A 21,669-nucleotide genomic window follows, 5' to 3' on the forward strand; every position below is an offset into this window, starting at 1 on the left:
CTCCTTCAAGGTGGTCACCTGCGACCACGTCTGGATTCCGGCGAGGCCATGGGCTCCAGAGCCAGGCTGGGCGGCCATGTTACCGGCGGGTAATAAGTTACTGATCAGTAACTTACCCCACGGACCTGGATATCTGCAACGGCCGCCAGTCACGCCAACGCCAAGGAGGGCGTTAAAAAAGCCGTGGCCCACAATCCAGGATTGTGGGCCACGGCTTCAATGCAAATGTAGGGCTACTCGGACTTGAACCGAGGACCTTAGGATTATGAGTCCCGCGCTCTAACCAGCTGAGCTATAGCCCCGTGAAACCCGGAGAGCCCGTCAATAAACGGCCGTTCCGGGCAAAGCACTCCAGCAATTCTAATAGGTGCCAGGGTGTGCTTTGGTCACACCACCATGTCCTCGTACGAAGCACCCCGGTAGAGGTCTTCGAAGGTCTGGAGGGTGCCGTTGATGCTGTGGGGCTCCACCATCTCGCGGCTGAGCTTGCCCATGGCCTTCAGTTGGTCCTCGGGCAGTTGCAGGAGCTTGGTGATCTTGGCTGCGAGTTCACCGCTGTCGTTGGGCGTGAACAGGTACCCGTTTTCGCCGTCGCGGACCAGGTGCGGCAGCGCCATGGCGTTGGCCAGCAGCACAGGCGTGGATGCGGACATTGCCTCGAGCGTCACCAGCGACTGGAGTTCCGCCGTTCCCGGCATGCAGAAGATGTCGGCCTTGATGTAGGCCTCGCGCAGGTCTTCGTCGCTGGCAAGCCCAAGGAACTTCACCCTGTCCCCCAGCCCAAGCCTGGCCACCTGCGCTTCGAGCGCCGGACGGACCTCACCGCCGCCGACGATCTCCAAGTGCACATTGAGCTCACGGGGCGTCTTTGCTACGGCGTCAATCAGTACATCAACGTGCTTTTCCTCAGCCAGTCGACCCGCGAAAAGGACCGTGGGGTAGCTGTTCGGTTCAATCGATTCGCCCGGCTGGAGTTCGTAGGCGGCCGAGTCAATGCCGTTGGACAGCGGCAGGACCTTGCGCAGGAAGGCGTGCTGGTGCATGGCCTTGGCAGCAAGCGGCGTGGGCGTGGTGACGACATCGGCCTGGCCCATGACCTTGCCCATGTCCTTCCAGGAAATGCGGCCGACGATGTCCTTGAACCACTGCGGGAACGGCAGGAAAGGGTTCAGGTTTTCGGGCATGAAGTGGTTGGTTGCCACGATGCGGATGCCACGCTTCACGGCCTCGTACAGGACGTGCTCGCCAATCATGTAGTGGCTTTGGATGTGGACCACGTCCGGCTGCACCTTATCGAACAGCAGGCTGATTTCCTTCTTGATTTCCCACGGGAAGCAGATGCGGAAGTACTCGTGGGTGAAGACGCCGTGGGAGCGAAGCCGGTGCACCGTTGCCTCATCACGGAACTCCGTGAAGCTCTTGCCCTTATCCTGCCGGCAGGCCAACACGTGTACGTTGTGTCCTCGTGCCGTCATTCCCTTGGCCAGGCGGTAGCCGAATTGGGCGGCGCCGTTGACGTGCGGTGGATACGTGTCTGCCGCAATCAAGATGGTGAGGGGTTTGCTGGTGTCGGGAATGGTCACGTGGAGAACTCCTGATGGTCACGGTGCGGACAGCTTTGCTTGTGGCAATGCTGCGGTGTCGCCGGGTTGCCGCCCGCAAAAGCGGTGGCGCAAGGGTAAGACGTTGCCCTAAGCCTTCCGGTTGCCAGCGGCCTTCGCGTCCTTCTTGCGTTTGGTGACTTCCGGATGGTGCCTGCTCAGGGCAATAACCCCAACGATAGCAAGCGTTGCCGCTGCAGCCATGGCTATCGCCATTACGGCGTGCACATCGGGACGAAGCTCACCAAGGATCACAATGCCAATGGCGATGCCCACCATGGGGTCAATGACAGTCAGCCCTGCGATCACCAGGTCCGGCGGTCCTCCGGAGTATGCGCTTTGGACGAACCATGAGCCCAGGCCACCGGCCGCAGCGATAGCGATCAGCGTGTACCACTGGACGTTCAGCAGGAAGAGTCCGTTCGGATCCAGCAGGTGCTTGCCGATGATGCGGGTCAGCACGGCCACGAACCCGAAGAGCACACCGGCGCCCAGGATGTAGACGAAGGCGTTCATACGGTGCCTGAACAGCACGGCGAGCGTTCCGAAGATGCCCACAGCCAGGGCAAGCAGCAGGACGATGGTGAGCTCGTCCTCGGAGTTCACGTGATGGTTTTCCTGGGTGACGTTAACCGCAAGCAACACGAAGAGGGCGGAACCGGTGACGCATGCGCTGATGGCAACCACCGTGGCCCGGTTGATGGAGAGGCCCTGGTCTTTCGCATTGACCACCGTGGTAATGACCAGCGCGATGGCACCGATCGGCTGGACCACCGTCAGCGGCGCGGATACCAGCGCTATCGCATTCATCACCATGCCCAAGGCAAGGAACAGCAGGCCCAGAATCCAGCGCGGGTTTCGCAGGAGCCTCAGGAAGCCGTTGGAACTAAGGGCCAAGCCGCCAGTATCGGCCTTGACCGCGCTGCCCTGCCTCTGGGCACCAATGGCCAGGAAGAATGCGCCGAGTACCGCCAGGAAAACGGCAAGCCACACCATCAGCCGTGTCCGCCGTCGTTGGTTTTCAGTTCTTTACCCTTATGCAAGATGGCCCAAAAGTAGTTGTAAGCAGCAATCCAGTGACCTGCCAGTCCGAGGCCCAGGAAAGTCCACGCCCCCACGAGGTAGACCTCCGTGTACGGGACAGGCAGCTTGGACAGGACCAGCAGCGGCGTTCCAACCAACAACAGTGCCGTTCGGATCTTCCCGATGATGCTGACTGGCAAGTCGGGGTGGCTGCGGAAATAGATCAGCGACACAGTAGCCAATATCGCGTCGGGAATCAGCAACGCCGCGAGGTACCACCACTGCACGACGCCCGCGATTACCAAAGTCAAAGCGACGGCCAGGAGCGCGGCCCGGTCCGCCATGGGATCGAGGATCCTGCCCAGCTTTGACGTTTGGTCGAAGCGCCGGGCAATGTAGCCGTCCACCCAGTCCGTGCTGCCCATGATCACCAGCACGAGGACAGCGAAGCCGTATTCCTGTTCGGAGAGGACAAGCCACACGAACAGGGGCACACCCATGAAACGCAGGACAGTGACGATGTTGGGGACGGTGAGGATGGAATCGTGGTCGACCTGGGGTCGATCCGGGTGCGAGCCAGCACCGATCAATTTCATCCTGTCCCCCTTTCCTCATGTCCAGTGTTCAGCGCTGCCGGCTGCTGCTATTTCTGCCGCAACTTCCGCAGTGCAACGACGAACACCACGGCAGCCGCTGCGAACGCTGCGAGGTCCTTCCAGCGTGCGGCGAACCGTTCGCCCAGGCTCTCCGGTACTGAGGCGTTGATGTCCGCGAACTTGGCAGCAGCGAATTCCCTGCCCTCCTGGAATTTGCCGTTGGCACTTTCCAGCAAGGCTTGAGCCTGCTTCTTGACGTCCAACTGCTCGCCCAGCTCGTCGCGTACACCCGTCAGGTGCTGACGGCGCTTGTTCAGGCGGGAACGAAGTTCGGCCTCCGTGGGAGCCTTGACGGCGTCGGCTTCCTTGGCAGCTTCCTTGGCCGCCTTTTCTGCCTTGGCCTTCTGCGCGGCGGCTTCCTTCTCGGCCTTGGCAGCCTTTGCTGCCGGGGAGTTCGGGTCCAGGATGGACTCGTCGAAATCCGAGCCCTCCTTGGCGATACCGAGATCATGCTTGATGCCGCGGATGGTGTCTTCAGGCACCAACGGCATGGCCTTCTTGAACTTGGCGATGCCGATCAAGGATGCAATGGCAATGACCACCAGGAAGAACGCAGCGACGATCAGGGCGGCGAGCCAACCGGGCATGATGGTGGCCAGGCCCAGAATCGCAGCGACCACCAGCGCGATCACCAACAGGGCCAGGAAAACCAGCGCCACACCAAAGAAGGCACCTGCGACGCCGACCTGCGTGGCCTTGCGCTTGAGTTCCACCTTGGCCAAGGCAATTTCGTCGTTTATTTGCCGTGGGGCCAACCGCGCAACGAGCTTGAGGGTCTTCGGCAAAGTACGAATCGCTGGTCCTTGACTGGTCCGGCCGGTGTGACGTCCACTCATGGGTTCCGCCTAACTGCTTCCTCTGGGCATCGTGAGGGCGAACGCGGCCGGATAAGGATCGCCGCGCGCACCTGTCCACAAAACTATCATTCAGGTTCCTGCTCAACTTTCGGAGCACGCTACGGCGCGCCTGGGATAGGCCCAATAAATATGATCTTGGCCATAGGATTGATGATCGTGACCCCTCCAACAGCTCCGGGCGATTCTCTGAGCCGACGCGAAAAACTCGTCTACATTCTCCTGCTGGGTGCCCTGACCGCCTTGGGCCCTTTTACGATCGATCTCTATCTCCCGGCTTTCCCCGCCCTCGAAAAGAGCTTTGACGTCTCAGCAGCTGCCATCCAGCTCACCCTGACCGGAACCACTGTGGGTTTTGGCCTTGGCCAGTTGGTGGTGGGCCCTTTCAGCGACAAGGTGGGACGCCGCCTGCCGCTGATCCTGGCAACGGCCGTCCATATTGGTTCATCCCTGGGTGCTGCCTTGTCGACGGACATCGGGATGCTGTCACTGTTCCGCGTCCTGATGGGTATAGGTGCCGCCGGCGGTGGCGTCGTGGCCATGGCCATGGTCCGCGACCTTTTCCACGGCTATTCAATGGTGAAGATGTTTTCGCGGATGTCCCTGGTCAACGGATTGGCCCCCATCCTCGCGCCCGTTATCGGCTCCCAGCTGTTGTTGGCATTTCCGTGGCCGGGGATTTTCTATTTCCTGGCGTGTTACGGCCTCCTGGTGATCCTGGCATCGATCTTCTTCATCCGTGAGACTCTCCCGGCAGAGCAGCGGGGTAAGTCCAGCACCACCGTGGTCCAGCGCTACAAATCGGTCCTGGGCGACAGGATCTTCGTGGGCATGGTGATGGTGGGAAGCCTGAACTTCGGTGGCCTCTTTGCGTACCTTTCGGCCTCCACGTTCCTGTTCCAGGATGTCTACGGCTTTTCCCCGCAGGAGTATGGCCTGCTGTTTGGCATCAACTCCTTGGGCATCGTTGCAGGTGTCCAGATCAGCTCGCGCCTCATTCGACGGGTGGCTCCGCAGTGGATTGTGGCCGGAGCAACCCTCTTCATGGTGTTGATGGCCGGCGTGATCATCGTCCTTGACCTGTCCCACGTCGGTCTGTGGGGCATCCTGATACCGCTGTGGTTCTATATCTGCGCAACTGGCTTCATGTTCCCCTGCGTCCAGGTGCTCTCCTTGGCCAACCACGGCGCACGGGCCGGAACGGCAGCTTCGCTCCTGGGGGCCTCCCAGTTCATGATGGCGGGAATTGTCCCACCCATTGTCGGCTGGCTCGGTGTGGGCTCCGCTGTGCCCATGGGATCGGTGATGGCGGTGTGCCTCAGCGGATCCACTGCCGCCCTGTGGCTTGTGGTCCGTCCCCGCACGGTCCCCTCCATTCACTAACAACAAGCCATCCACTAACAACAAGCCATCCACTGGCAATGAGACCGTAGGCTGTGAGCATGACCAAGAAACCGCACCGTAACGGCCGTGGCCTTTTCCTCGGCGCGATGCTTGGCGCAGTCGCTGGTGCGTTCCTCGGGCGCGCCGCCGGTAGCCCGCTGTTCGGGGCGATCCTCGGGGCAGTCATCGGCGCTGCCGTGCTGTACCGCGTCAACCCGGGCCCGTGGAAGCGTGACTAAGCCCGATAACCACCAGCCGCGACGCCCCGCCCTCTCCCCCTGCGCCTTCGCGCAAGGCAGAATGGTGGCGAACCGGGCTTAACCGGTGCCTGACCGGTGAAGGGGACACTACATGAGCACGGCTGGGGCATTCAGGGGTAGCCTTCGCGGCGTGACCGCTGTGCGCAGGTTGCCACTGACGTTGGCTCTCGCAGCCTTGCCCTGGCTTGTGGGTATCGCTACTGGGAGCCTGCTCAACGGGCCCAGTGTTGACCTCCTGAATCAGGTGGGTCTCGGATTGGCCGTGGAGCCCGGTCCCTGGTGGTCCGTGTTTACGTCCGGGTTCTTTGCCTCATCCCTGCTTGATTACGTTGCCTGCACAGCCGCGATCCTGCTGGGCGTAGGAATCGCCGAGCGCGTCATGGGACCGTGGCTCGCCCTTGCAGCGTTCGTTGCGGGTTCGGCCCTCAGCGCTTTGGTGCTGGTGGGGCTGGTGACCTTCGGTACCGACTCCAGCGACCAGTGGCTGAGCTTCCTCGGCGGTGAATACGCGGTTGGCGCCTATGGCGGGGCTGCCGCTGCCTTGGGATGTTCGACGGCGGCCCTGGGCTCCCTGTGGCGTCGGCGGCTGCGGACGTGGTTGCTGGCCGCCACGTTGATGTTCGCGCTTTTTGTTGGCGTCGCCCAGACCCTCCAGGCCCTTGCGGGTGCCGTGATTGGCGTTCTGGCCGGCTGGGCCATCCAGTCCCTGGTGCTCCGCCGGAGGGAAGGATCGTTTCATTCGTCCAGCCTTCGGGAAACGAGGTTCCTGGTCGGCACTGTGGTGGGGGTATTCGCCGTCGGGCCTTTACTGACGCAACTGACCGGTACCTGGGAGGTCGGGCCGCTCTCAGTGGTCGCAGAAGTCATGCTTCAGGCAAGCCCGGACGCGGACGAAGTCCAGGAAGCCTGCGGGAACGATCCGAACTGTGTGACCCTCCAGGGAATCGTGGGGGTCCGAAGCTTCGGCGCAGCCATCCTGACGGTGATCCCGGTCCTGCTTCTGCTGGTCTGCGCTGAAGGGCTCAGGCGTGGCCGTCGGCTCGCCTACCGACTGACGTTGGTCATCCAGGCGTACCTGGCCGCTGTCACCGTCCTGTCGATTCTTCAATACGTGACCGATCCCGATGTCACGCTGGGCGATGAGGACTTCGGCTACCTGCTGCTGTACGCAGTACCGGCAGTTCTGGCCCCGGTCATCGTCCTGACGCTGCTCGTGGGAAACCGGCACAAGTTCCGGGTGGAGTCCAGCGATGCCGGATACCGCACCCTGGGGCGGACCTCGCTGGCCCTGGCGGTCGCCGCCGTCGTGCTGTACGTGGTTTTTTGGTTCCTGGAGGGCAACGCTGGCCGTTCCACCCTGCTGGACCTGGCCGGGCAACTGACCCATATCCTGGTTCCGTTTCCCGTGCCCTTCGTTGTTGACTTGCCCCAGGGACTGCTGAGCACCGTACTTTACGGCTTGGGCGGAGTCATCATTTGGCTGTGCATCCTGGTGCTGGTCCTGAACAACTTCCGGCGGTTCCGGGACATAGCCACTGATCCTTCCGCGGACCTGGGCCATGCCCGTGAGCTGTTGCATGCCGGTGGCGGGACCCTGTCGTGGATGACCCTGTGGGACAACAACCAGTACTGGTTCACTCCTGATCGGCGCGCAGGAGTGGCCTATCAGGTCCATAACGGGGTCGCCCTGACGGTAGCCGGTCCGATCGGAGCCCCGGAACATCATGTGGAGGCAGCCGCGGGATTCCTGGGCCATTGCTCCAGGCTGGGGCTGATCCCCTGCTTCTACTCGGCAACGGATGAACTGGATGCAGCGCTTTTGCCGCAGGGCTTCAAAAAACTGGACGTGGCGGAGGAGACGCTGCTCAACGTGCAGGCCATGACCTTCAAAGGCAAAGAGTGGCAGAACGTCCGCACGGCACTGAACCGTGCGGACAAGCTGTCCATCAAGGATTACTGGTACCACTACCGCGACATGCCTCCCGGGATCAGGGCACAACTGGCAGAGATCTCCGAGGAGTGGGTCGCCGACAAAGCCCTCCCCGAGATGGGGTTCACCCTTGGCGGCCTGAACGAACTCAAGGATCCGGAGGTCCTTTGTTGCGTGGCGGTGGACGACGACGGACTGGTCCATGGAGTGACCAGCTGGCTGCCTGTCTTCAGCAACGGCTCCATCTCCGGGTGGACCCTGGACTTCATGCGGCGCCGCACCACGGGGTTCAAGGGCGTCATGGAGTTCCTCATCGCCTCTGCAGTTACCCATTTCAAGGAGAACGTCCCCAGCATTTCGCTGTCCGGGTCGCCCCTCGCCAACAGCGGCGCGGGCACGGACGACGGCGACCACAGCGCGCTGGACCGGGTCCTGGCGCTGCTGGGAAATGCACTGGAACCCATGTACGGCTTCAAGTCGTTGGCCGCTTTCAAGTCCAGGTTCCAGCCCGACCACCGGACTTTGTATATGTACTACCCGGACACGCTGGCTCTGCCAGCCATCGGCATCGCCGTCGGCTCGGCTTACCTCCCGGGACTTTCCCCCACCCAAAGCGCGGGTCTTCTCCGCCAAATGGTGGCAAGGGAGCCAGTAGCATGACGTTGAGGCGGGCAGCACGAACATGAATACCATCCTGAAGATCGACATCAGCGGTCCTGTCGTGATGACAACGGCTGCACTGATCGGCTTTGCCTTTTTCCTGGTACTTTTCCTCAAGCCATCGGCCCGGTGGGCCCTCACTGCCGTGCTCGCTGTCGCCGTCGCCGTCCTGGTGGGCTGGTTGACGGTCTGGATCGTGGAAGACGTCATGGATGTTTTCCACGTTGGACTCACGCCACGGGTATGGTTCTGGGCCCTGGCTTGCTTCGGCGGGCTGGGTCTGGCCGCCGTGAGCTTCCGTCATAGCCGGCCCTGGCGCAAGGCGGTGGCAGCTGTATCCATCCCCGTGTTCGCCTTGGTGGCGGCGCTCGGCATCAATACCGAGTTCGGCCTGAACAAGACGTTGGGTTCGGCGCTGGGTATTTCCACCGAAGGCGCGATCCACCTGAGCAAACCCGACCCGGACGCCTCCAATCCGGCCGGTCCCCTGTGGCAAAACTGGAAACCGCCGGCAGACATGCCCGCCCAGGGCAAAGTCGGCACTGAGGTCATCCCCGCCACGGCGTCGGGGTTCAACGCACGTCCGGCGGGGATCTACCTGCCTCCTGCAGCTTTGACAAAGAATCCGCCCAAGCTGCCCCTGTTTGTCCTGATGATGGGCCAACCGGGGCTCCCTGATCCGCAATACGTCGCTGCGGCCTTGGAAGAGTTCGCGGCACAGAACAACGGCCTGGCTCCGATCGCCATCGTTGCCGACCAAATCGGCCCGGATCAGGATGACACGCTCTGCCTGGATACCGCCAAGTACGGGAACGTGCAGAAGTACATCAACGAGGACGTCGTCAATTGGGCCAAGGCCAACCTGAACATCCTTACCGACCGCGACCATTGGACCATTGCCGGGTACTCCAACGGAGGCCAGTGCGCGATCTCGTTCGCACTCAAGTACCCCGGCATGTGGGGCAACGTCGTGGACATTTCGGGCGAAGAGTTTCCCGGGGCTGAGGACCCTGCCGGCAACCTGGCTGAGATCTTCGGCGGTAACCAGGCCGACTATGAGGCACAGAAGCCCATCAACATCATGAACGGCAAGAAATTTCCGGATACGACAGCCGTCTTCACGGCCGGCTCCGATGACCTGAACTATGTGGCGGCGGCCAAGGCCGTCTCCGCTGCGGCCCAGGCTTCCGGGATGTCTGTCACCTACTACGAGGTGCCTAATGGCGGACACGTGGGAATAGCCCTGAACGAGGGCCTCGCCAAGGGCTTCGAAGTCCTCTATCCCCGACTCGGGCTGTCCCGTTAGCCCTTTTCCGGGCACCTCCCGGACGATAAAATTGAGATGTGCCACATTGGCAAGAACTGCAGCCGCTTCCGGCACCATGGCAGCGGCGGGATGACCGCATCCTGCCCCTGTGGTGGGATCGGCTGTGTTCAGTGACCAGTCCGCAGTCGGCAGCCCTTTACGCTGCGGGACTCTTCACGGACGATCGCCGGAGACCCATTGCCCAGTGGTACAACCCGGAAACCGACGCCGCGTTGCTCGTTGCCCCTGAAACCTCGCCTGAGTGGCCTGTCCAAAGGTTCGGCATCTTCTATGCGCCTTCTGGAGGGGGCTTCACCCGCGTCTATTCCGCTCCACACGAATGGCATCCCCGCGAACCCAGGACCCCGCCCACCGAGCAGGAATCTTTTGTGGCGGCCGTGACTGAAGCTGCCCGCTTCCTGCAGGTGGAAATGGATTTCGTCTGAAAAAAGGCGGACCCCGCACCAGCTTTAAGCCGGCACGGGGTCCTGATGCTCCTCCGACTGGACTTGAACCAGTAACCCTTCGATTAACAGTCGAATGCTCTGCCAATTGAGCTACGGAGGAATGAAGCGCCTATGACTTTAGCAAAGGTTTTACCCAATGCGAAATCGGCGCAAGGTACCCACCCGGGGTATAAAAAATACCCCCGTACCGGCTGGCCGGAACGGGGGTATTGCGCGCTCCTCCGACTGGACTTGAACCAGTAACCCTTCGATTAACAGTCGAATGCTCTGCCAATTGAGCTACGGAGGAATGAAGCGGTTACTAGCTTAACAGGGCCCCGCTGGAAAACGAAATCGAGCCCTCAGCCGTCCGCCCGGAGCGCCCTGCGCTCCATCTCCAGCTGCATCAGCTCCCGGTTCAGGCGCTGGAACTCCTCGGGGTTGGACGCGGCATCGAGCCGCTGGAGCTGGCCCATCTTGTCCGCTTTGATCCGGGTGATCTGGAGTTCAAAGAGCCGCGCCAGGATGTCCCGGCAATACCGCTGCATGGCCTCCGGAGTGCTGGCCGGCAACGGTGTTACTGCAAGTTCCGAGACCAACGACCGCAGCGGCTCGGGAACTTCCTGGCGGATCTGCTCCACCCACGCCACAGGATCCCCTGCGTGCGCCAGGCCCGTGGCCCTGATGGCCGCATGGACCGCACCATACGCAGGGGTGGAGAAGTGCGAGGCCTCGAAACGTTCCCACGCTCCGCCGCCCAATACCGCGGGATCCTGGAGGACGACCTCCAAAGCCTGGCGCTCCATGCCGGCAACGGGGTCCCGCGGGTCGGGACGCTGGAAAACAGGACCGGACGACGGCGGGGCTGCCGCCGTCGTCGGCTGTTCGTTGCCGCCTGGCGCGCCACTGACAGGTCCACCGCGCTTGATGGCGGCACCAACGTACCGGCTGACCTCCTCGATGGGCATCCCGAGCCAGCCCGCAAGTTCGCGGGTGTAGCCGGGCCTCGTGGCCGAGTCGCGGATCTGCGCGACCACCGGAGCAGCCTCCCGCAGTGCTGCCACGCGGCCCTCCACGGTGTCGAGGTTGTGCCGGCGCAGGGATGCCTTGATGGCGAATTCGAACAGTGGCTTGCGGCTGAGGATCAAATCCCTGACAGCGGCGTCGCCTTTGAGCTGGCGGAGGTCGCAGGGGTCGGCGCCGCTGGGTTCAACGGCAACGTAAGTTTGTGCCTGGAACCGCTGGTCCTCTTCGAAGGCCCGCAGGGCCGCTTTTTGGCCGGCCGCGTCGCCGTCGAAGGTGAACACCACTTCTCCACCGGTCCCGTCGTCGGAAATCAGGCGACGTGCGATCTTGATGTGCTCGGTACCGAAAGCAGTACCGCAGGTGGCCACCGCCGTCGCTACTCCCGACAGGTGGCAGGCCATGACGTCCGTGTAGCCTTCCACCACCACCAGTTGCCGTTCCTTGGCGACATTCTTCTTCGCGATGTCGATGCCGTACAGGACCTGGGACTTCTTGTAGAGCGCGGTTTCGGGGGTGTTCAGGTACTTGGGGCCCTGGTCGTCTTCATAGAGCTTGCGCGCACCAAAGCCGATGGTGTCCCCCGCGATATCGCGGATTGGCCAGATCAGCCGCCCGCGGAAGCGGTCATAGATACCGCGGTTGCCCTCGGAAAACATGCCGGTGAGTTTCAGCTCCGCGTCGGTGAAGCCCCGACCACGCAAATGTTTCAGCAGCGCGTCCCAACCCTGAGGGGCGTACCCGACGCCAAAGTGCTCAGCAGCGGCGCGGTCAAAGCCGCGACCGTCCAGGAAATTGCGGCCCTCGGCCGCCCCGGGCGTCAACAGTTGGGCACGGAAGAACTCGTCAGCGATCTTGTGGGCATCCAGCAACCGTTGCCGCTTGCCGACTTCCTCGCGGTTGGGCCCTGTTCCGCCGTCTTCGTAGCGCAGCTCGTACCCGATCCTGGCAGCCAGTTTCTCAACGGCTTCATGGAACGAGCTGTGGTCCATCTTCTGGATGAAGGAGATGGCGTCGCCGTCCTCGCCGCAGCCGAAGCAGTGGTACCGGCCCACTTGCGGTCGGACGGTAAAGGAGGGCGAACGTTCGTCGTGGAAGGGGCACAGTCCCTTGAAACTGCCCAGCCCGGCGCCCTTCAAGGTGACGTAACCGTCAACGACTTCCTTGATATCCGTACGCTGGCGTACTTCGTCGATATCTTCACGTTTGATCAGGCCAGCCACGTCACCATCCTAGTCGCTCGGCCGTGGGCTCCCGGCTTCACCAGAGTGACGGCAGGCTGCCCACCAGGCGCTCGTACATGGCCAAGGCAGAGGCATCGGTCAGTGAGGCCACCTGGTCGATCACCACACGAAGCCGGGCGCCGTCGTCGACGGCGTCACGCCAGTCGGACGCGAACATCGGCTCCAGGTGCCGGTCGCCTGTCGCGTTCAGGACGCCCACCAGCGCGTGGAGGACCTCGCGTTGACGCTCGTACACCGGCTGGCGGTGGTCCGTGGAAATCACGAAAGTGGTGGCCAGGCCCTTGAGGACAGCGATCTCCGCCACCGTTTCATCCGGGACCATGAGTTCGGCGTCGTACCGGGTCAGGTTGGCGGGCCCGAAATGTCCGCGGGTTGTCTCCATGGCGCTCTGGCAGAACCGGCCAATCAGCTGGCTGGTCATGTCCTTCAGCGCCGCCATCGACTTCCGGCTGCCGTCGGCTTCACGGACCCACACCTTGGTGGCTTCGAGCCGGGCCAGGGCAGCGTCGATCTCCGCGGGATCGTGGTGCGGCAGGTACCACTGCTTGGTGTAGCCCACCACCCGTGCACGGTGGTCGGGGTTCTCCATCCACTTCAACTGGAAGTGGCCGGCAACGATCGCGTCCTCCACGTCGTGGACCGAGTAGGAGATGTCATCCGCGAGGTCCATGACCTGCGCTTCGATGCAGGAACGGTTTCCGGGCGCGCCCTCACGGAGCCATTCGAACACAGGAAGGTCGTCCTCGTAGGCACCAAACTTACTGGTGCGGTGCCCGTGGATGACGGGGGCGTCCACGGCTGACCACGGGTATTTGGACGCCGCGTCCAGGCTTGCGCGGGTGAGGTTCAGGCCCGCTGGGCGGCCGTCCTCGGCCAGCACCTTGGGTTCCAAGCGGGTCAGTAACCGCAGGGTCTGCGCATTGCCTTCGAACCCACCGATGGTGTGCGCCACTTCGTTGAGCGCAGACTCGCCGTTGTGGCCAAAGGGCGGGTGGCCGAGGTCGTGGCTGAGGCAGGCGGTGTCCACGACGTCGGGGTCGCACCCCAGGGAGCGCCCAAGTTCACGGCCTACCTGGGCCACTTCGAGGCTGTGGGTCAGCCTCGTGCGCACAAAGTCGTCGGTGTCAGGAGCCACGACCTGGGTCTTGGCGCCGAGCCTGCGCAGGGCCGAGGAATGCAGGACCCTGGCCCGGTCCCGTTCGAAGTCCGAGCGGTAATTGCTCTTGCGGGGTTCTTCGACCCAACGCGCGGAATCGGCGTCGACGTAGCCGGGAATTGCCTGCACGTAATCGTGTGCGGTTCCGTTATGGCCAATCATCGCTTCGGTTCCCATGGGTATCTGCCTCCTTCAAGCGCCTGTTGTGGTGCTTCTTGAGCCAGTCTTACACGTGTGAGGCTAGCCGCCCGACACGTCCAGCTCCGCGGCCGAGATATCGGCGCTCTGTTCCGCGTTCAGCTGACGGCTTTCCAGCCAATCCTTGGGGAGGGCAGGCTTCTTGGGCGAGCCCGCCCGGCCTCGGGGGCCCTCGGAATCGACGCCAGGATAAGGCGAGTCCATGTCCAGTTCGTCGAGGTATCCGCGGAGGACTTCAAGGGTGGGGACGGTGGCGAGTTTGGTGCGCAGTTCGCTGCCCACCACATATCCCTTGAAGTACCAGGCCATGTGCTTGCGGATCTCGCGCAGGGCTTTGTATTCGTCGTTGCCGAACGTCTCAACCATCAGTTCCGCGTGCCGGTAGACACCCTCGGCAACTTCACGCAGTCCAGGGCGGTGCCGCTCTTCGCTGCCTTCAAAGGCTGCCTGCAGATCGCCGAAGAGCCAGGGCCGGCCCTGGCAACCACGGCCCACCACTACGCCGTCCACACCGGTTTCCCGAACCATGCGCACTGCGTCTTCCGCTGACCAGATGTCGCCATTGCCCAGGACCGGGATGTCGGGAAGTGCTTCGCGGAGCCGGGCGATGGCTGACCAATCGGCCTGTCCGGAGTAGAACTGGGCGGCGGTGCGCCCGTGCAGGGCAACGGCAGCCACGCCGGAATCGCGGGCGATGCGGCCGGCGTCGAGGTACGTCAGGTGGTCATCATCGATGCCCTTGCGCATCTTGATGGTGAGCGGAATATCTCCCTTTGACGCTTCCCGGACCGCCGTCTGGACGATGGACGTGAAGAGATCAATTTTCCAGGGCAGGGCGGAACCGCCGCCTCGCCGGGTGACCTTGGGAACCGGGCAGCCAAAATTGAGGTCGATGTGGTCGGCGCGGTCTTCCTCTACCAGCATCCGAACTGCCGCGCCCACTGTCACAGGATCCACCCCGTACAGCTGCACGGAGCGGACCTTCTCGTCATCATCGTGGGAAATGATGCGCAACGATTCCGGTGTCCGTTCCACCAGGGCACGGGAGGTCACCATCTCTGCCACATACAGGCCGCCGCCGTATTCACGGCAGAGCCTGCGGAAGGCTGAGTTGGTGATCCCGGCCATCGGGGCAAGGATCACCGGGGTGTCCACGGTGATCCCGCCGAGCTTCAAAGGCGGGAGCTCGAGCTTCGGTGCGGGGGGCGTTGCTACTACAGTCACCCATCCATTGTTGCAAACGCGGGCAAATCGGGGAGTCAGGCCCTTAGAGAAGCCACCCGTTCTCATGGGCCAACCGCACGGCTTCGGCCCGCGTCCGCCCACCGGTCTTGGCCATGGCCGCCGAGAGATAGTTTCGGACCGTGCCTTCGGAAAGCATCGCGGCCTTGGAAATATCGGCCACCGTACCGCCGTCGGACGCCGCCTTCAGCACCTCCGCCTCGCGTTCGGTCAACGGACTGTCTCCCGACATCAACGACTCGGCTGCAAGCGAAGGGTCCACCACCCGCAGCCCTTGGTGCACCCGCCGAACCGCCTCGGCCAGCTGACGCGCCGGGGTGTCCTTGACCACGAACCCGGATGCTCCGGCCTGCATGGCCCTCCTGAGATATCCCGGCCTTCCGAACGTCGTGACCATCAGGACGTGGCACGACGGCGCCGCACGGCGAACGGCGGCCGCTGCGGAAATACCGTCCAGGCCCGGCATTTCGACATCCAGCATGGCCACGTCAGCCGCATGCTCCACCACGGCCGCAACCACACCGGTCCCATCCCCCAGCTCAGCCACTACTTCGATGTCCGCTTCAAGGCCCAACAAGGCAGCGAGGGCACCCCGGACCAAGGCTTGGTCGTCCGCGATCACCAATCGAATGCTCATACGTCAACTGCCAATCTGAACCCTCCCAGGTCGCTCGCACCAATACTTACCGTTCCGCCGGCCGTGGCGGCACGCTCCCGGATCCCTGCCAACCCGCTGCCGGGGACGCCCGGCCCCGGCCCCACGCCGTCGTCCTCCACCAGGACGGTCGACGCCGTCAACCGGACCCGGCACTGAACGGCGCCTGAATGCCGCACAACGTTCGTGACGCCTTCCCGCAGCACCCAGCCGAACAGTTCCCGATACTTGGCCGGCACCTGCTCCACTGTCCGGGGAAGGTCGGCGTGGATGCCGGCCGATTCCAAGGCGGTCCTCGCCGCCGCAAGTTCGGCAAGGACGTTGACCCCGCGGTATCCGGCCACCGTGGCCCGGACGTCGGCGAGCGCACCACGGGCAAGCTCCTGGACTTCACTGATCTCCCCTGCTGCCCTGTCCTTTGCCGGGCCGCCGGCGATGGCTTCCATCAATCGGCCTGCCAACTCCGCTTTGACGGCAATGACGGTGAGGGAATGTCCCAGGATGTCGTGCATGTCCCGGGCTACTCGGCTGCGTTCGGCCGCCACAGCGGCGTCTGCGAGTTCCGTTTGGGCGGCCCGCAGCGCTGTTGTCTGGCGGATCAGGCGCGCGAAAGAGGACATCATGAAGCCGAGGGACAGGATCAGCGCCGGCTGGAAGAATGCCTGCTCCGGGCTGCCCTCTGCCAGTTCGGAGGCCAGGGAAATACCGGACAGTGCCATGATCAAGGCGAAGTCAACGCGGGGCGGCAGCGTGGTCATTCCAATGGCGCACGCAAGGAAGGGCCATGTCCACAGTGCTTCCTTGCCCACCAGCAGGATGACGAGTCCGTTCAGGGCCAGGAGGATCGTGACGCAGGCCAAACCCGTCCGGGCGTTCCTTCCCCGGCTGATCATGGGCAGGAGGGCGTAAGCCGCGAAGAAAGCCACCAACGACGCCGAGGCGAGAACCTTCCAGCTCACGGGCTCGTCCACGGACCATACGAGGTTCCAGGTGGGCCAGGCCCACAACACGATGGAGAACGCAGCGCCGATGAACCATTTTCGGGGACCTGGACCGCGGAGTGTTTCCCACAAGGACGGGCTGCTCATGGATCCCACCTTAGTCACGGCCCAGCGGCTCAGACACGGTTGGTGTCGCGACGGAAGGCCATGGCTGCCCCGCCCACGAATATCGCCAGCCAGACCAAGACGTTCACGATCCACAGGGCATCGAACTCCCCGGTGATAGGGCTTCGTGCCAGCTGTCCGATCCCGTAGGCCGGGGTGAATTTGGCGATGGCACCAAAGGTATCGCCCATGATCTCAATCGGCATGAAGAGCCCTCCGAGCATGGCCAGGATGGCCAGGGCCGGGCCCAGGATCTGCATGACGTTCTGGCTTGGCATGAGGTAACCCACGAAGAGACCGAGTGCGGCGAATACCAAGGAACCCACCCAGGCCACCAGGCCGGCGGTCAGCCATGTCTGGGCGTCCATGGTCACCCCGGCGAGGGCACCGATCACGAACTGGGCGATCACTGCAACCAAGGAGAGGGTCAGCGCGGCCGCGGCCTTGACGGCTATGTACGCACCGGGCAACAGGGGTGTGAGGCGCAACTGCCTGCTCCAGCCCTGGGCACGTTCCACGGCCACCTGGCTGCCCGCACCCGTGGCTGCTGTCATGGCCGCATAGACGGTGAGGCTGATCAGGATGTACTGCCCGTAGCTGTGTCCATTGGGCAGTTGCTGGTTCTTATTGGACAAGCCGAAGATGAAAAAGAAGATCGCCGGCATGAGCACCGTGAACATGATGGTCCGCCGGTTGCGGAGCATGCGTTTAATCTCAATCCAAAGGAATGTGGCGTTGACGCCGCCCGCGGAGGGCTTGCGGTCCTGAATTGCTGTTCCCTGGCTCATATCCGGTCCCCTTCCATGGCCGTGGGGGCCGTGGCCGGCCCGGCCTCGTCTGCGGTGAGGGCAACGAAGGCTTCCTCAAGGTTGTTCGCGACGACCTCAAGGTCATGGGCGCCGGTATTGGTGAGCAGGAAACGGACCACGGAATCCGAGTCGGCAGAGCGGACGGTGACCCGGCCGCCGTCGAACTCAACCTGATCGGCCGCAGGCAGGCCTGCCAGCAGGACTCGGTCATCGGCGGGAAGTGACGCCCGGACGGTTCTTCCGGAAGCCAGGTTCTTGATCTGGGCTGCGGTGCCGTCGGCAACCACTTTCCCTTGGCGCACCAGCACGATCCGGTCAGCGTAGGCGTCTGCTTCTTCGAGGTAGTGGGTAGCAAAAATGACTGTTCGCCCCCTCGAAGCGTCGGCGCGGATGGCTGACCAGAAGTCGCGGCGTCCGGCGACGTCCATTCCGGTGGTTGGCTCATCCAGGATCAGAAGCCCGGGGTCCGAGACCAGCGCCATGGCGAAACGTAGCCGTTGCTGTTGGCCGCCGGAGCACTTTTCAACCCGGCGATCGGCGATGTCCAGAATTCCTGCGCGGGTCAGGACCTCGTCCACGGGCCGGGCAGAATCGAACATGGCCGCCGTTAGCTGCACTGTTTCCCTGACGCTGATGTCCCGCAGCAGGCCTCCGGTCTGCATGACGGCCGCTACTTGCCCACGGGCTATGGCTCCCCGGGGCGCGTGCCCGAAGATGGACACCTCACCGGCGTCCGGAGCGCTGAGGCCCAGGATCATGTCGATGGTGGTGGTCTTGCCGGCACCGTTCGGGCCCAGGAAAGCCACCACTTCGCCTTGCTCCACGGTCAGGTCCAGGCCGCGCACCGCCTGGACCTTGCCAAAACTCTTATGCAGTCCGGCGGCGCGAACGGCCGGCACTCCCGGTGTTGTCATTGCTCTCCCTGGAATAGGTCTTGTACACCCATTCAAGCCGGGGAACCTTCCGCGCACCCGTAGCGGGTGTCATCGGTTCGGCATGACAAATGTCATCCGGTCAATCGCTGCTTCGGCGCTCCGCTTCGCGCTGCGCCCGACGACTCCCTGGCCGGGCGGTCCTGGCCACGGCAGCCGGTTCGGGGGTGGCGCCTTGCCGGACACCGGCGTCGTTCGTTTCGTCCTGCCCGGAACCGACGACGACGGCGGCCGCGGCCAGCGCGCCGGTATCCTCAAGGCCGTCGGCACTTACGGCCGGTCCCCCGGCAGCGGCAAGGCGCTTCATGCCGGTGGCTTTGACCACCAGGACACCGATGAGGGTAGTGACCGGAATCGCGAGGACCAGCCCGATGGAGCCCACCAGGGTGCGGATGACTTCCTCGGACAATTCCGCGCTGGTGAGAGCCTCTGCCAGTGGGCGGTCGTACAGCATCACAATGATCAGAATGGGAAGTGCCGCACCGGCGTAGGCAAACGCGATGGTGTAGACCGTCGAGGCGATGTGGTCCCGCCCAATCCTCATGGCAGAAGTAAACAACTTCCGGGCGCTGGTGTTGGGTGCGAGCTCGTACAGCTCCCACACCGCCGACGATTGGGTGATGGTGACGTCGTTGAGGACGCCCAGGCCGGAAATGATGAGGCCGCAGAGGATGATTCCGGAAATGGAAATCTGGGGTGACATGTTGACCAGCGTGGAAGCATCGTGGTTGCCCACGCCGGCCAGGTTGGCCGCGTCAGTGGCCCACGCCGCCAGGAGCGCCGTGATCGCCAGCCCGAAAATGGTTCCCAGCAAGGCCGTGGACGTCCTTGCCGAGAACCCATGGGCAAAGTACAGAACCCCGATCATGATCACAGTGGATCCCACCAACGCCAACAAGAGCGGCGGCTTGCCCTCCACCAGACCGGGCAGGATGAAGCTGACCAGGACAAAGTAGGCTCCCACCAGGCCCAGGAGCGCACGGAAACCGCGCCAACGGGCCACCGCGATCACCACCACGGCATACAGCACAGCCAGGGCCGCTATGGGGATGTTGCGCACGAAGTCGACGAAAACGTAGGACGGCGCGCCACTGCCCGCCGTGTTGCCTTGCACGCCCGAAAGATTCAGGTACCGGATGGAGTCACCAACGTCCACGCCGTGGGACATCGCGACATCGGGGTTGATGACCACCTTGACCGCCTCGCCGCCCTTGTCCGGCACAGTGAAGGCAAAGGTGCACTGGGAGCCGCCGGCCTGGTTCTGGCCTGTGGTGGGCTGACCCGTTGTGGGCTGGCCCGTGTCTGACTGCCCCGTCTGGGTACAGCTTTCCACCACGACGCTTTGTATCTTGCCGGTGTCGAACGTGACCCCCGGGGCCGCCTGGTAGGGACTTGAAAAGTTGATCCCTTCCCGGCTGCCTGAGGGCCACATAAGCACCATCGCCACAAGGGTGAGCACGCCCAAGGGAACCAGGACTGCCGCCAGCAGCAAGTTGGCCCTTTTACGGGAAGCGACCGCCTGCGGGGTTGGTTCCGAACCCTCAGGATGACCGTGGGAGTGACTGTGGCCCATCAGCTGCAAAACCTCATGGGCTTAAGCCTACGTGGATCCGGTGGACTCCCGGCTCAGCGTGGCGGGATGTTCTGGTTGACGCGGAAGAGGTTGTCGGGGTCGTACTTGGCTTTGACCGATACCAACTTCTCCCAGTTGGGTCCGTAGTTGTCCGCGACCCGGTTCTGGTCCTCCGAGTCCATGAAGTTGATGTATCCACCAGCCTCCGAGTGCGGTGCCAATGCGGCCGCGTACGCCCGGGCCCAGGCGATGTTGGCTTCGTTATCTGCAGGATCGGGCCACTGGGCCGCAATGACCGGAGAGAACTTCATGTCCCGGTGGGCGAAGGCAGTATCCTCTACGGCTACCCGGGACACAGCGCCATCAATGGGATAGACGTGGACGGCGGTGTTCATGCTGGTCACGGTGGCCCCAAATTGGGCGTGGGCAGCGATGGCCCCGTCGTTGAGTTCGCGCAGGAAGTTGGCCTTCCAATAGCCCTGCATGCCCTTTGGGTTGAGTCCGTCGAAGGCGACGTTCAGCGCCGGGTACGGCATGGGTCCCACCATGGATCCCGCCACTGGGGCGGCCTCCAGGAATGGCTGCCAGCGTGCATCCCCTTCAGCGGGGTCTCCCGTCCACATTCCCACCACCACGCACACTGCCTTGCCGTGCCACTCCTCGGGGAGGAAAGGCACAGGCGGCCCCTGATGGAAGCCCAGGAATGCCCCGAGCTCTTCGGGTGCGGAAGCTATGTAGTCACGGTAGAACCTGGCTACTGCGGGAATGTTCTCCGCGCCGTAAATGATGATGCCCGCATGGACCATATCCACCGGATGGAGTGCGAACTCAAGGGATGTCACCACCCCGAAGTTGCCTCCGCCGCCCCGGATCGCCCAGAACAGGTCTTCATTCTGTTCCTCGCTGGCGATCAGGAACTTGCCGTCTGCCGTCACGACATCTGCCGAGACAAGGTTGTCGCATGAGAGCCCGTACTTCCTGGCGAGGTACCCGATCCCGCCGCCCAAGGTCAGGCCCGCCACACCCGTGGATCCAACGATTCCACCGGTGGTCGCAAGCCCGAAAGCGTGCGTGGCGTGGTTGAAGTCGGCCCAGGTCGTACCGCCTTCGGCCCGGGCCCGGGAATTTTGGGGATCCACCCGAACCCCGGTGCGATTAACGAAGTCCAACACCAGGGCGTCGTCCCACGTCCCGAAACCAGGAGCGCTGTGCCCGCCGCCCCTGATGGCCAGCGGCATGGAGTTCTCGCGGGCAAAGTTCACACCGGCGATGACGTCGGAGACCTGCGCTACACGGATGACCCCGGCAGGACGTTTGTCCACCATCGCGTTGAAAACGGCGCGTGCCGCGTCGTAGTCAGGATCTTCAGGAGTGACGAGTTGCCCACGCAACTGTTCCCGCAGCCCGTCGAGGGCGATCTTGTTCATAGTGCATACCATCGATTCAGACGTGAGACCGGACTTTCCACACGCCTCTCCCCCCGGATGTGACGGCGTGGGGGCTTACGTCGATAGACCTACTCCTGAGCCTCGGCCGCGTCAAGAACCTCTGATAAGGACCAGAAAACAACGAATCCTGCCTGACCCTGGAAACAGGGCCAGACAGGATTCGC

18 protein-coding genes and 3 tRNA genes are annotated in these 21,669 nt (G+C 63.2%); 5 read left to right on the top strand and 16 right to left on the bottom strand.

All coding sequences use genetic code 11. The features are described 5' to 3' along the window. Positions 1-228: 228 nt before the first annotated feature. The 5 genes from NEK97_RS03330 to NEK97_RS03350 all read right to left on the bottom strand — a co-directional run bounded on the left by NEK97_RS03330 (position 229) and on the right by NEK97_RS03350 (position 4,116). Positions 229-302, bottom strand: a tRNA-Ile gene (locus tag NEK97_RS03330). Between the two features lie 84 nt (positions 303-386). Beyond that, positions 387-1,583, bottom strand: coding sequence for a glycosyltransferase (locus NEK97_RS03335; RefSeq protein WP_257368471.1), 1,197 nt, complete (start codon positions 1,581-1,583; stop codon positions 387-389). Positions 1,584-1,691: 108 nt separating this feature from the next. Continuing rightward, positions 1,692-2,597 carry a DMT family transporter gene (locus NEK97_RS03340; protein WP_257368472.1) on the bottom strand — a complete coding sequence of 302 codons (906 nt, stop codon included), beginning with the start codon at positions 2,595-2,597 and terminating at the stop codon, positions 1,692-1,694. Beyond that, positions 2,597-3,220: a CDP-alcohol phosphatidyltransferase family protein gene (locus NEK97_RS03345; RefSeq protein WP_257368474.1), complete on the bottom strand. Its 624-nt coding sequence runs from the start codon at positions 3,218-3,220 to the stop codon at positions 2,597-2,599. Before NEK97_RS03345 ends, NEK97_RS03340 begins: the two co-directional genes overlap by 1 nt. Before the next feature lie 47 nt (positions 3,221-3,267). Continuing rightward, positions 3,268-4,116 carry a phage holin family protein gene (locus NEK97_RS03350; RefSeq protein WP_257368475.1) on the bottom strand — a complete coding sequence of 283 codons (849 nt, stop codon included), beginning with the start codon at positions 4,114-4,116 and terminating at the stop codon, positions 3,268-3,270. 171 nt (positions 4,117-4,287) lie between these two features. Between NEK97_RS03350 and NEK97_RS03355 the strand changes: the two genes are divergently transcribed. The 5 genes from NEK97_RS03355 (at position 4,288) to NEK97_RS03375 (ending at position 10,119) form a co-directional block, all read left to right on the top strand. Beyond that, on the top strand, positions 4,288-5,517 hold the full coding sequence (locus tag NEK97_RS03355; RefSeq protein WP_257369013.1) for a multidrug effflux MFS transporter: 1,230 nt from the start codon (positions 4,288-4,290) through the stop codon (positions 5,515-5,517). Between the two features lie 59 nt (positions 5,518-5,576). Then, positions 5,577-5,756, top strand: a complete 180-nt coding sequence (locus NEK97_RS03360; RefSeq protein WP_257368476.1) for a complement resistance protein TraT — start codon at positions 5,577-5,579, stop codon at positions 5,754-5,756. A 112-nt stretch (positions 5,757-5,868) separates the two neighbouring features. Beyond that, positions 5,869-8,367, top strand: coding sequence for a bifunctional lysylphosphatidylglycerol flippase/synthetase MprF (locus tag NEK97_RS03365; RefSeq protein WP_257368478.1), 2,499 nt, complete (start codon positions 5,869-5,871; stop codon positions 8,365-8,367). A gap of 22 nt (positions 8,368-8,389) precedes the next feature. Further along, positions 8,390-9,673, top strand: a complete 1,284-nt coding sequence (locus tag NEK97_RS03370) for an esterase family protein (protein WP_257368479.1) — start codon at positions 8,390-8,392, stop codon at positions 9,671-9,673. Positions 9,674-9,711: 38 nt separating this feature from the next. Beyond that, positions 9,712-10,119: a hypothetical protein gene (locus NEK97_RS03375; protein ID WP_257368481.1), complete on the top strand. Its 408-nt coding sequence runs from the start codon at positions 9,712-9,714 to the stop codon at positions 10,117-10,119. 48 nt (positions 10,120-10,167) lie between these two features. On the opposite strand, the gene NEK97_RS03380 is transcribed toward NEK97_RS03375, so the two are convergent. From NEK97_RS03380 to NEK97_RS03430, 11 genes are all read right to left on the bottom strand, one after another. Next, positions 10,168-10,240: transfer RNA gene (locus NEK97_RS03380), tRNA-Asn, on the bottom strand. A 116-nt stretch (positions 10,241-10,356) separates the two neighbouring features. After that, positions 10,357-10,429 (bottom strand) — tRNA-Asn (locus NEK97_RS03385). A gap of 52 nt (positions 10,430-10,481) precedes the next feature. Then, complete coding sequence (gene dnaG, locus NEK97_RS03390) at positions 10,482-12,365, bottom strand: DNA primase (RefSeq protein ID WP_257368483.1); 1,884 nt, start codon at positions 12,363-12,365, stop codon at positions 10,482-10,484. A gap of 37 nt (positions 12,366-12,402) precedes the next feature. After that, positions 12,403-13,719, bottom strand: coding sequence for a deoxyguanosinetriphosphate triphosphohydrolase (locus tag NEK97_RS03395; protein ID WP_257368484.1), 1,317 nt, complete (start codon positions 13,717-13,719; stop codon positions 12,403-12,405). A gap of 63 nt (positions 13,720-13,782) precedes the next feature. Beyond that, the gene (dusB, locus tag NEK97_RS03400; RefSeq protein ID WP_235519645.1) at positions 13,783-14,964 is read right to left on the bottom strand and encodes a tRNA dihydrouridine synthase DusB; all 1,182 of its coding nucleotides are present in this window, start codon (positions 14,962-14,964) and stop codon (positions 13,783-13,785) included. A gap of 43 nt (positions 14,965-15,007) precedes the next feature. After that, positions 15,008-15,619 (bottom strand): response regulator, encoded by a 612-nt coding sequence (locus NEK97_RS03405; protein WP_235519644.1) that lies wholly within the window; start codon positions 15,617-15,619, stop codon positions 15,008-15,010. Next, entirely contained in the window at positions 15,616-16,725 is a 1,110-nt protein-coding gene (locus NEK97_RS03410) for a sensor histidine kinase (RefSeq protein WP_257368486.1), read from the bottom strand. Before NEK97_RS03410 ends, NEK97_RS03405 begins: the two co-directional genes overlap by 4 nt. 29 nt (positions 16,726-16,754) lie before the next feature. After that, positions 16,755-17,531 (bottom strand): ABC transporter permease, encoded by a 777-nt coding sequence (locus NEK97_RS03415; protein WP_235519641.1) that lies wholly within the window; start codon positions 17,529-17,531, stop codon positions 16,755-16,757. Next, positions 17,528-18,466, bottom strand: coding sequence for an ABC transporter ATP-binding protein (locus NEK97_RS03420; protein ID WP_257368488.1), 939 nt, complete (start codon positions 18,464-18,466; stop codon positions 17,528-17,530). Before NEK97_RS03420 ends, NEK97_RS03415 begins: the two co-directional genes overlap by 4 nt. Before the next feature lie 100 nt (positions 18,467-18,566). Beyond that, on the bottom strand, positions 18,567-20,057 hold the full coding sequence (locus NEK97_RS03425) for a YibE/F family protein (RefSeq protein ID WP_257368490.1): 1,491 nt from the start codon (positions 20,055-20,057) through the stop codon (positions 18,567-18,569). A 53-nt stretch (positions 20,058-20,110) separates the two neighbouring features. Continuing rightward, positions 20,111-21,484, bottom strand: a complete 1,374-nt coding sequence (locus NEK97_RS03430) for an FAD-binding oxidoreductase (RefSeq protein WP_257368491.1) — start codon at positions 21,482-21,484, stop codon at positions 20,111-20,113. Positions 21,485-21,669 lie beyond the last annotated feature (185 nt).

Source organism: Paenarthrobacter sp. UW852 (genome assembly GCF_024608385.1).
GTDB lineage: Bacteria > Actinomycetota > Actinomycetes > Actinomycetales > Micrococcaceae > Arthrobacter.